This is a genomic window from Acinetobacter sp. UBA6720, assembly GCF_002454215.1.
GTDB lineage: Bacteria > Pseudomonadota > Gammaproteobacteria > Pseudomonadales > Moraxellaceae > Acinetobacter.
Genome location: NZ_DKIK01000033.1, coordinates 25580 through 36881, shown reverse-complemented (window position 1 = coordinate 36881; position 11302 = coordinate 25580). Strand labels below are relative to the sequence as shown.

Here is an 11302-nt window from a genome sequence, read left to right as displayed (position 1 = left end):
GGACACTGCTTCTGTGAACTCTTCGACTTTAGATGTTGATCTTCAACCAATCAACTTGAACAAAGCGGTTGATGGGCAGTTAGAAGTTAAAGGAAAGGTGATTAAAGAATATAGTTCAAAATGGCTCTATTTTGCGATTATTGTCGACAACTTGGCATCAGGTTTAGCAGGTGCTGCATTTATTGCATTCTTGTCAAGCTTAACCAGTGTGTCTTTTACTGCTGTTCAATATGCAATTTTTAGTTCTTTGATGACATTAACACCTAAAATTTTAGGTGGATACTCAGGGACGATTGTATCGAATATTGGCTATCCAAATTTTTTCTTGATGACGACACTGATTGGCATACCTATTTTAATTTTGGTGGTTTGGGTGGCGAAACTTCTACGTGAGCATGCTGCTGAACAAAGTTAAAGCATCTATTTATATCGAAATGAGAAAGTAGTCATTGTGGCTACTTTTTTATGGCTGAGATTTGAAATATAGAGCAGCATTGCCTATATTGGGTGGCTGAAACAAAATCAAGAGGTAATTCCAATGCGCATGTTACATACCATGCTACGTGTAGGCAATTTAGAACAATCTTTGGCGTTCTATACTGAAGTGCTTGGTATGACTTTACTTCGTAAGCGAGATTATGAAGAAGGTCGTTTTACTTTGGCATTTGTGGGTTATGGCGATGAAGACAATCATACAGTTTTAGAGCTGACACATAACTGGGATACGGATAGTTATGAATTGGGCAATGCTTATGGCCATATAGCTATCGCTGTAGATGATGCATATAAAGCTTGTGAGGAAATCAAAGCACGCGGTGGCAATGTCGTGCGTGAAGCAGGTCCAATGAAAGGTGGAGTTACGGTGATTGCATTTGTTGAAGATCCAGATGGTTATAAAATTGAACTCATTCAGCAAGATAACAATGCGCGTAATAATTAAGCGGTGGCTCGGCAATGAACAGAGAAAAATTTTCAGTATTAATTAAAAAAATATTGAACATATCCTGTAAATGCTAGCTTTATTTATATAGCTCAGTAAGATGAATTTACCCAAAGGTAAATGAGTCGCTGGGCTTTTTCATTTTTAGAGGAATGACAGGATGTTGGTATGTTGAAATTATTGGCATTTGATCGGTTTACGCTATTACTCTTTGTTATGGTGCTCTTAGCTAGCTTTGCTCCAATTTCTGGTCAGGCTGCAGGTGTATTTAGCGTACTTACGACGGTTGCGATTGCCATATTATTCTTTTTACATGGTGCTAAGTTATCCCGTGAAGCAGTGATTCAGGGCATGATGCACTGGAAACTGCATGCTTTGGTGTTTGCCTTTACCTTTATTCTTTTTCCTATTTTAGGTTTACTGGCAAAACCTGTATTGGTGCCACTACTTGGGCAAGAATTGTACTGGGGATTTTTGTTTATGTGCTTTTTGCCGTCGACAGTGCAGTCTTCTATTGCGTTTACTTCGGTTGCGCAAGGGAATGTGGCGGGGGCGGTTTGTAGTGCATCATTTTCAAATTTGATCGGGATGTTTATTACTCCTGTAATGGTGGCCTTTTTTATTTTAGGCAAGTCAGAACATGGTTTTGACCCAACATCCTCTATTCTTCAAATTACCTTATTGCTTTTGGTGCCTTTTGTGCTAGGCCAAATACTCAGACCTTATGTTTTCCCGTATATGCAAAAGATGCCGAGCATCGTTAAAGCATTTGATCAGGGCTCGATTTTAATGGTGGTGTATGGTGCTTTTAGTGGTGCTGTGGTGGCGGGTTTATGGCAAGAAGTCAGCCTGAGTACACTGCTGATTCTGATTGTCGTTTGTTCAGTGTTACTGACGATTGTTATGCTTTTGGGATTATTTCTGCCACGTTGGTTAGGCTTTAACCGTGCTGATCAGAAAACAATTTTTTTCTGCGGCTCTAAAAAGACTTTAGCTAGCGGTGTCCCAATGGCACAGATCCTCTTTATTGGCCAGCCTTTGGGGATGATCGTTCTACCGATTATGATTTTTCATCAAATTCAGCTGATGGTGTGTGGAATTATTGCTAATTATTGGGCGAAACAAAGTACGGATGAATAATAAAATTTACAAAAGCTAAGTTCTGAACTTAGCTTTTGTAAATGTCTAAACACAGTTGAACACTTTTTTATATTAAATATATTAGAGAATAAAGTTATAAAGATAATAAAAAACATATATTTTTCTGTTGGTTATAGTAATATCAGCCTTGTAAATTAAGACCTAAACATGAGAACAAATTGAGATATTGTTGAAAAAATACCATTAATGTCGTTGCAACTCATGTTAAATTTTTGTAGAGAAAATCAACCACAGATGAATGTTGGAACTGGAGCATGCTTATTTAGTTGTGAGACAGAAGTTGCTGAATACTGTAAAAGCAGGAAAAGATATCAAGTATAATGGCGTAAGCATCTTTCAAGAGACTGAAATGGATCAATCAATTGATCCTATGTTTAAATAAGAAATACAAAACATGTTGGACGTGATGTCTTCATCCATACGAAAAGTAAATACTAAAAAATATTGTCCTTTTTTGATTGAACGACTCAATCATTTTGATGAAGCTGAATTTCAACGTATGCTAGAAAAATAATATATTAACTATATGAAAAGCGCAGCTCAGAAGAAAGCTCAAAGCCAAAAATGATCTATTTATTAATAGATCTATTTCAGTTATAATGTCGCCCACTTGTTGTGCTTAGCTCTGACGGTATCCGTCTCGGTGGGCCAAAAGAATGGTCTGTTATGGTGTTGATCTGCAACTTAATTTAATTAAGTGGGCCTTTCCTCAATTTTGAGAGTGATCAATTGCGATGACAGCAAAACCTTCTTTAACTTTTATGGAGTAATCGACGATGCGCGCCGATATTCACCCAAAATACGAAACTTTAGTTGCTACTTGTTCTTGCGGTAACGTAATCGAAACTCGTTCTGCACTTGGTAAAGAAACTGTTTACCTAGACGTATGTTCAGCTTGCCACCCATTCTACACTGGTAAGCAAAAGAACGTTGACACTGGCGGTCGTATCGACAAGTTCAAACAACGTTTTGCTGGCATGTCACGTTCTATCAAACGCGACTAAGAGCAAAAGAAAAAAACGGGCATTTGCCCGTTTTTTTATGTCTATACTTTTTGCTATAAAGTTATAGCTCCTAGAGTTCAACCATATAACAAAAAGACTCCATCTAGGAGTCTTAAAGTTTAGAGGTAGAGAACTTAGCTTTAAGCTTTACTGATCTTGCACGTCAATCAGATGATCCAGTTTTTTCTGGAAATAGTCGCCTTGAATAAAGCGGGCATCGACATTCCACGCATTAGCAAACGAAGTCATATCATTCAGATCACGCAACATAATTTGAATGTTTTTCAATTGATGATAGACCGCAACTTTTTCTTGTAATTCTTCTGTGTTGGCATCACTACTGAGCATACGAGTTAAGTTTTCATGCAGAGTCAAATTGTTTATATCAAGTTGGCGTAGGATAGATTCGCTATAAATGGTGTTGCCAAAGTCACGAATTGAGATTTCAGCGCCGTATTGACGAAGTTGAGCAATATACTTCTGCGCTTCAGCAAGATTTTGGCTGATGTCATCCTCTGAGAATTGTAAGATAATTGGATGACTGAGTTTGCTACGGACAATCGTAATGAGTTTGGCAATAAACTCAGGGAATGAGCGGTCATTAAAGAGGACAGCTTTGTTTAAGTTTACAATCAGTTTTGCCTCAGGATATTGAGTAATAAAATTATGTAACTGTTTGCATGACTCAACTAAAATCCAACGATCAAGTTTAATAGACAGTTCAGGGTCTTCACTTAACTCTTTAAGACAAGAAAGATCTTTCCATGTGTTGCCATAAATAAAACCACAAGTCACTTCGTAAGTGTATAAATTGGTATCCTCTTTATCATAGAGCTGTTGGTACTTGAGGTGAATTTCACCACGGTCCAATGCTACATGTAAGGCTTTAAGTATCGTTGGTTCGTTTGCTGTTTTTTCAGTTTCGAGAGTTTCATTAACCGTCGGATTGATGAACTCCATTACGGGCATACTGATACTTGTTTTTTGGTCAATTTCGCAATCGTCTTGATTGGTTGGCAAGGAAGTTGTAAATGCAGTACAGAGTAAGCTTTCAAATTGGTCTTGATTTGAAACTTCACCCTTTAACAAAGTGTATCCAATACGCAAATTCACAGGATAGCTACTCTGATCAACAGTAATCAGCTGTGGTTTAGTTAGTGCATTTAAGGCGATGAGCTTAGACTCAAGTTTGGCTTGGGACTCTGCTTGGAATAATCCCACAATCGTTTGTCCACCCGCTTTGAACAGGGGCACATGAGTCTGTTCGTTTAAAAAGCTGTAAATATTATTGAAATAATCGCGCGTGGTTGCCCAGTTGGCATTAAAAATTTCATCTGGACACGAGCTGAGAGCAAAGCTAACCAAAGCATTGTGATCTGAGGGTTGCTTGGTCAGACTGCGGTTAATTTGTTGATAAATATTTGGACTTATAGGCTGTTTTTCGTTCGGTGTTGTTGGGGTGGTGGCGATTTCAGATTCAACTTCAATTGTAAGTTGAAGGGCATCATCTTCAGGAGCTGCTAAGAACTCGATTTTTAATGGATTCTTAGATTGGGCTTTGCTATTAAGGGTATGTACTTCAAATGCACCTAGGTCAAATTGACCTTGCGAAATTTTTTTGAATCGCTGTTTAAAGTCATTTACATCTTGAGGTTGAATAATATCGAGCAAAGGTTGACCGATAATATCGTCCTCAGAGTTTAAGCCGAACAGTTGGAGATACTCTGCATTAGCTGAAACATGAATGCCTTCTTGAATTAATGCGACAGCTTTATTGCTTTCTTCGACCAAAGCTTGCGCCTGATTTTGTGCAGTTTCAAGCTCATTCATGAGTTGCTGTTGGCTTTGAGATAAACGACTTAATGCTAAGGCGCGTAATAAACCTAAATAAAAGGGATCAGCTTGGTTTAAGTCCAAAATGTCATAGACACCCTTACGAATAAAATTTGCGTATTGATTGTCTTGATAGTCATCTGGTTTGAGTAATATTAAAGGTAAATTCACTTGTTTAGAATTGTGAATTAGAGTCAAGGCTTGTTCGTATTTTAAGTCATATGCACGACCAAAAATGACCACATCCCAAGATAGGTGAAGTTGCTTTTCGAAATTTTGTAAATCATCGAGCAAAGTTGCTTGGACTTGATGATCACTAGAAGTTAAAAGGTCACGAATTTGGTTATAACGGATCTGATTATCATCAATAATGAGTAAACGTGTTTCCGTACGTTTTAACTTTTTAGACAATAATGGATTTCTCACTTCAATGCTTCCCATAAATCGTGATTTTTAATAGCATTCATTTGCTTTTGAATAAAACTTTGAACCAGAGGTTCTTGTTGATCGTTTAATAATTCATAGTCAAAACGAATAAAACTTTGTGTAATTAGATGAGCTTTGACTAAATAAATTTTAAGATCTTGATTGCCTAAGCGTAAATGTATGGTCTGCTTTTCACGGTACATATTAGAACCAGGAACGATTAAGCTGGTGTGGACTTCATCAAGCTGTGAGGTTTGAACTAATAGGGCGGGCTGATAGTTCTGGCTATGACGGTCTGTTTTAACCATGACCGCACAAGGGAAGAGGTCTTGTGCCAAGATTTCTAAACCGAGTTCTAAACTTTTTTCGCTTGATTGTTTAATCCAGCGAATTACACCGCCACGCCATTGGCTATGTGCATTTTCTTGAACCAAAATGAATTCACCTGTTTTGAGGTGTGCAGGTGTTGGGCCTGTCCAGCGTATACGATAACCATTGACGCTAATATCAAGTACTTCAGCTGGATAAATTTGTTTAGATTCTCGATCAATGACACGAACGGTACTCGTTTCAACAGGAATATTGCTATTCATCGAGTTGATCACGTGACTTTCATTCTGGAAATTATAATTTCCTTCGAGCTCTAAAGTTTCGTGAAAATTCTTGCCTTTAGATAAATAGAAATGCGCTACAGACAAGCCAAAACAAATTTGTAACTGAGCTGAATATTCGTAACGTTCATGTTTACGTTCAATATTATTGGTCAATAAATTATGAATATGGAAATGCAACGCAGGAGTAAGAAAAATCTTTTCATCCCGTGACAGTGGTTCAGCGCGTTTGGTTTGCATCTCTGTCAAATGATCAAGCAAAGCTTGCGTCGAAATAAAAATATTGGGTTGTATGTGACTATTCTTTTGAGAATTATAAGTTGGAGGATAGTCTTTCGACGCATCGACAATATAGCGAGATAAGGTCGTTTCTTTCGGCAGAATTTGTACTAGTTTTGCCCAATCAAAGCTACACAAAAATAAACCTTGAATTTCACCTGGGCGAATTTGGTGCGTATTAAAAATATCTAATAAAATCAATTGTGCATAAGCTTGGCTAATATTGCTAAGTTGATGCTGCGTCCCTTGAACCTGATTGATATTGGTCAGGTAGAAGTTATTTTGAATGGCTGAATCTAATAGTTGGTGTGCAGCGAGCCATTGTCCCGGAATAGGAGAGCTGTACAGTAAATGCTGTTGATATAACAACAAAGATAGTTGCTGTAACGCATAGTAGCTTGACACGGTGCGTGCAGTTTGCAGATTCTTTTTTTGATGAAATGCAAAAAGGGAAAATTTATTTTGAGTGATTTGCTGAGAAACACGTTTTGCAATGTCGATATACACTTTAGCAAAATGACTACGCATTAATAAGGCAAGCTCAATAATGTGGTCATTGCGATCTGTGGTAATTAAACCCTGATTAAAAAAGTGTTTTTCTAAGCTGGTCAGTACATTTTCTAAATTTGAATGAAGAACTTGAACTAAGTCAAAGCGAAGTGTTTCGCTGACTTGAAGTTCTGAAACTTCAAGGAGAGCTTGAAATAGAGAACGAGAAGAGTCGCCCAATTGCAAAATGGATAAATTCGCCAACCATTCTTGTAAGCCTTTGACTGTGCTTGGGCAGAAACTAAGCTTGTCCAACTTTAACTCAGTTGGCTTTTGGAAGATATCTGAAGTACTCGTCATCATCGTTATTATTTAACTCAAAAAGTTGAAACCCCGAAAAGTGGTGTCTTATTCTTTTCTCCCGCAATTTCCCTCACCAATTTGGGAACCAGATAGCCAGGTAGGTTCGCCAATAATGCTTGATAAAGAAAATCAATGTCCTGCGGGTTTAAATCAAAATGGTGCGCACCTTTTACTTTATCTAAAACATGTAAATAGTAGGGCAAAACCCCTGCATCAAATAAACGGTAGCTCAAATCTGTCAAAATTTGAACATGATCATTGACCCCTTTCAATAAAACCGCCTGATTGAAAACGGTGATTTTTTCTGCGACTAATTGCTGTAATTGTCGGCAGGTCAAATCATCCAATTCCGATGCATGATTTGAGTGTACCACTAGAATAATGCGCAGCCTACTGTTTTTTAAGATGGAAATTAGCTCTTCATCGACACGGTTGGGGATTACGATAGGAACTCGTGAATGAATTCTCAAAAATTTAAGTTGAGGTAGACTTTCTAAACGCTCAATCCACACTTTTAATTTGCGATTTGACAGGGTTAAGGGGTCTCCGCCACTCAAAATGACTTCATTAATGTCAGGTTGTGACCGAATGTAGTTTTGAATATTGATCCAATCTTCTGACTTTGGTAGGTTTTCTTGATAGGGAAAATGTCGACGGAAACAATAACGGCAATGAACAGCACAAGCTCCAGTTAAGGTCAATAAAAAGCGAGTTTTGTATTTGTGTAAAACACCGGGTTGTTGATTGGCTTCTTCTTCACCGAGTGGATCTGTCACAAAGTCAGGATGTTCTTCAAGTTCAAGGTGATGGGGCAATACTTGCAGTAGGAGTGGGTCAAGAGGATTGCCTTTTTGCATTCTGGCCACAAAAGCACGCGGAACACGGAGCTTAAATTGGGTCGAAGCGAGAAGGGCACCCGACAGCAGTTGCTCAGGAGAAAGCTCTAAAACGTGAAGTAATTCTAAAGGATCGGTAATTAAGTCACTGAGCTGAGATTGCCAATTTTGCTCTTGGTACAAATAATGTGTCATGCCAAATAAAGGGATCAAATGCTAGATAAAAGGAAGTTACGCTATCAAAAGTAATGATGCTGAAACGAGTTGTTGAGGTGTCTATGGCTCAAAAAAGATGTTTTCAAAACACATAAACAGACAAAACAGCGCTATTTTATCAAGATCTACGGCGTATAGGCAGTGGATTTTCATTGCTTCATAACGCCTTGCTCATTTACAATACGAGGCATCAAAAAAGATGCCCTATCTTAATAGCTAAGCGTTTCAGCGTTTTAGTGCTTAAGATTAAGACATAAATATTTAAGTTAGTTAGTTTGGAGTGCGCCAGTCATGGCCTATTATTCTACGAATGATTTCAAGTCAGGCCTTAAGGTTATGCTTGACGGTAACCCATGTTCTATCATGGAAAATGAATATGTAAAGCCAGGTAAAGGTCAAGCATTTAACCGTGTAAAACTACGTAATTTACGTTCTGGTAAAGTGTTAGAAAAAACATTTAAGTCTGGTGATTCTCTGGAAGCGGCTGACATCGTAGAAGTAGAAATGGAATACTTGTACAACGATGGTGAAATGTGGAACTTCATGGACCCTGTATCATTTGAACAGATCGCTGCTGATAAAACAGCAATGGGCGATGCTGCTAAATGGTTAAAAGACGATTCAAATGAAAAATGTACCATTATGTTGTTCAATGGCGTGCCATTAACGGTTAGCCCACCAAATTTTGTTGTTTTAAAAATTGTTGAAACTGATCCAGGTGTACGTGGTGATACGTCTGGTGGTGGTGGTAAACCAGCAAAATTGGAAACAGGTGCTGTAGTGCGTGTTCCATTATTTGTACAGCAAGAAGAAAGCGTTCGTGTAGATACGCGTACAGGCGATTATTTAGAACGTGCATAATGGTTTAAAAATAGACTATTATCGGAAGGGATGATGTGAATCATCCCTTTTTTTATGCCAAAGTCTTAGATCAAAACAAGGAGATGCAGAGTAAAGTCGCAAAGGAAAACAGCAGTACCTCGAATAATTAAATACGCTGATTGAATGCAACAAATATGAGGGATTGAAATGGAATCTGTTCAGCCGAAGTCGACTCTGACTTCAAAAATCATTTGGCTACTGGTAGCCATCGTCGGTGCAGTCTCTTTTGGGATCTTGGCACTAAGTCGTGGTGAGCATGTCAATGCCATCTGGCTCGTACTTGCTGCGGGCTGTATTTATAGCATCGCTTATCGCTTCTACAGTTTATTTATAGCAACTAAAGTTTTTGAACTGGATGAACGCCGTTTAACACCTGCACATCGTTTAAATGATGGTTTGGATTATGTTCCGACCAACAAGAGTGTATTGTTTGGACATCACTTTGCAGCGATTGCAGGTGCAGGACCATTGGTTGGCCCTATTTTAGCAGCACAAATGGGTTATTTACCGGGCACCATCTGGTTACTTGTGGGTGTAGTGCTCGCAGGTGCGGTTCAAGATTTCTTAGTCTTGTTTATCTCTACCCGTCGTGATGGACGTTCACTCGGGGAAATGGCAAAACAAGAACTTGGAACCTTTGCCGGCATTGTGGTTATGCTTGGTGCATTGGGGGTCATGATTATTATCCTAGCGGTCTTGGCGCTTGTGGTGGTCAAGGCACTTGCACACAGTCCATGGGGCGTATTTAGTATTGCAGCCACGATTCCAATTGCGCTCTTTATGGGAATCTATATGCGTTTTATCCGTCCGGGTAAGATTGCAGAAGTGTCTGTGATTGGTTTCGTGTTGATGATGCTGGGCATTGTCTATGGTGGAGATATTGCACAACATCCATATTGGGGTGAATTCTTCACCTTATCGGGTACTCAATTGACGTGGGCATTGATTATTTATGGTTTCGTGGCTTCAGCATTGCCTGTTTGGCTGTTGCTTGCACCACGTGATTATCTATCAACCTTCTTAAAAATTGGTGTGATTGCAGGCTTAGCGGTTGGTATTATTTTTGCCATGCCGGAGATGAAACTTCCTGCGATTACTAAATTTATTGATGGTACAGGTCCTGTGTTTGCAGGTTCGTTGTTCCCATTCTTATTTATTACCATTGCCTGTGGTGCAATTTCAGGTTTCCATGCTCTAGTATCATCAGGAACGACTCCTAAACTGGTCAATAATGAGCGCGATATTCGTATGATCGGATATGGCGGTATGCTTATGGAGTCTTTTGTTGCAATCATGGCCTTGATCTGTGCTGCAGTATTAGAACCAGGTGTATATTTTGCAATTAACTCACCAGCAGCATTGATTGGAACAAGTGCTGATACTGCCGCTGAAGCAATACGAAATCTTGGTTTTGTGGTTACTCCAGAAGCTTTAACTTTGCTGGCACAGGAAGTGGGTGAAAGTACGATTCTGTCGCGTACAGGTGGAGCACCAACTTTTGCCATTGGTATGGCACATATCATCACAGAGATTTTCAATAGTCGTGAAATGATGGCATTTTGGTATCACTTCGCTATTTTGTTTGAAGCACTGTTCATCTTAACAGCGGTTGATGCGGGTACGCGTGCTTGCCGTTTCATGGTGCAAGATACTGTAGGTATTGTGGTTCCTGCGGTGAAAAACTCACATAACTTCTTTGGAAACTTGTTGGGTACAGCGGTTGCTGTGTCAGGTTGGGGTTTCTTCGTTTATCAAGGTGTGGTGGATCCACTCGGTGGTATCAATAGCTTATGGCCACTGTTTGGTGTGGGTAACCAAATGCTTGCTGCCATGGCGCTAATGTTAGGTACTGTAATCCTCTTTAAAATGAAGAAAGAAAAATATGTTTGGGTCACGATTGTTCCAACAATTTTCTTATTAGTGACCTGTATGACTGCGGGCTGGCAAAAGATTTTCCATGAAAATCCAAAAATTGGCTTCTTAGCGCAGGCTGAACGTTTTAACAAAGCGATTGCAAATAATGAAATTTTAGCACCAGCAAAAACAGTAGCTGAAATGCAAACGGTTGCATTATCGAATCAGATCAATGCGGCACTGTGTGGATTCTTTATGATTGTGGCGATTGTGATGTTGTTTGCTGCAATTAAGGTCATTCGCCGTGCGCTTGCAAGCCCTGTCCCAACAGTGCACGAAGCTGAAGCGATTTATCGTGATCCTGAAGACATTCAGCCTTCAAAATCTGGACATTAAAAGGGGAATTTA

General features: G+C 39.1%; 8 protein-coding genes and 1 pseudogene. 6 read left to right on the top strand and 3 right to left on the bottom strand.

All coding sequences use genetic code 11. The features are described from left to right. From B4F08_RS03005 to rpmE, 4 genes and pseudogenes are all read left to right on the top strand, one after another. Positions 1-415: pseudogene (locus tag B4F08_RS03005) on the top strand (MFS transporter); the annotation flags it as partial. A gap of 123 nt (positions 416-538) precedes the next feature. After that, positions 539-940, top strand: coding sequence for a lactoylglutathione lyase (gene gloA / locus B4F08_RS03000; RefSeq protein WP_086209572.1), 402 nt, complete (start codon positions 539-541; stop codon positions 938-940). Between the two features lie 168 nt (positions 941-1108). Further along, entirely contained in the window at positions 1109-2080 is a 972-nt protein-coding gene (locus tag B4F08_RS02995) for a bile acid:sodium symporter family protein (RefSeq protein WP_110974741.1), read from the top strand. Positions 2081-2877: 797 nt separating this feature from the next. Beyond that, positions 2878-3105: a 50S ribosomal protein L31 gene (gene rpmE, locus B4F08_RS02990; protein WP_086209570.1), complete on the top strand. Its 228-nt coding sequence runs from the start codon at positions 2878-2880 to the stop codon at positions 3103-3105. Between the two features lie 147 nt (positions 3106-3252). Here the strand turns inward: rpmE and B4F08_RS02985 are convergent, their stop codons facing one another. From B4F08_RS02985 to epmB, 3 genes are read right to left on the bottom strand one after another with little or no spacing between them, the layout of a single operon-like run. Beyond that, complete coding sequence (locus B4F08_RS02985) at positions 3253-5379, bottom strand: EAL domain-containing protein (RefSeq protein ID WP_086209569.1); 2127 nt, start codon at positions 5377-5379, stop codon at positions 3253-3255. Beyond that, complete coding sequence (locus B4F08_RS02980; protein WP_086209568.1) at positions 5361-7106, bottom strand: GTPase; 1746 nt, start codon at positions 7104-7106, stop codon at positions 5361-5363. The genes B4F08_RS02985 and B4F08_RS02980 overlap by 19 nt, the downstream gene beginning before the upstream one ends. A 14-nt stretch (positions 7107-7120) precedes the next feature. Next, positions 7121-8137, bottom strand: a complete 1017-nt coding sequence (gene epmB / locus B4F08_RS02975) for an EF-P beta-lysylation protein EpmB (protein WP_291373061.1) — start codon at positions 8135-8137, stop codon at positions 7121-7123. A gap of 312 nt (positions 8138-8449) precedes the next feature. Between epmB and efp the strand changes: the two genes are divergently transcribed. Together efp and B4F08_RS02965 are read left to right on the top strand one after the other, a co-directional pair. Beyond that, positions 8450-9019 carry an elongation factor P gene (gene efp, locus B4F08_RS02970; protein ID WP_086209566.1) on the top strand — a complete coding sequence of 190 codons (570 nt, stop codon included), beginning with the start codon at positions 8450-8452 and terminating at the stop codon, positions 9017-9019. 168 nt (positions 9020-9187) lie between these two features. Next, a complete protein-coding gene (locus tag B4F08_RS02965) occupies positions 9188-11290 on the top strand; it encodes a carbon starvation CstA family protein (RefSeq protein WP_086209565.1) in 2103 nt (700 codons plus the stop codon). The last annotated feature ends 12 nt before the right edge of the window (positions 11291-11302 follow it).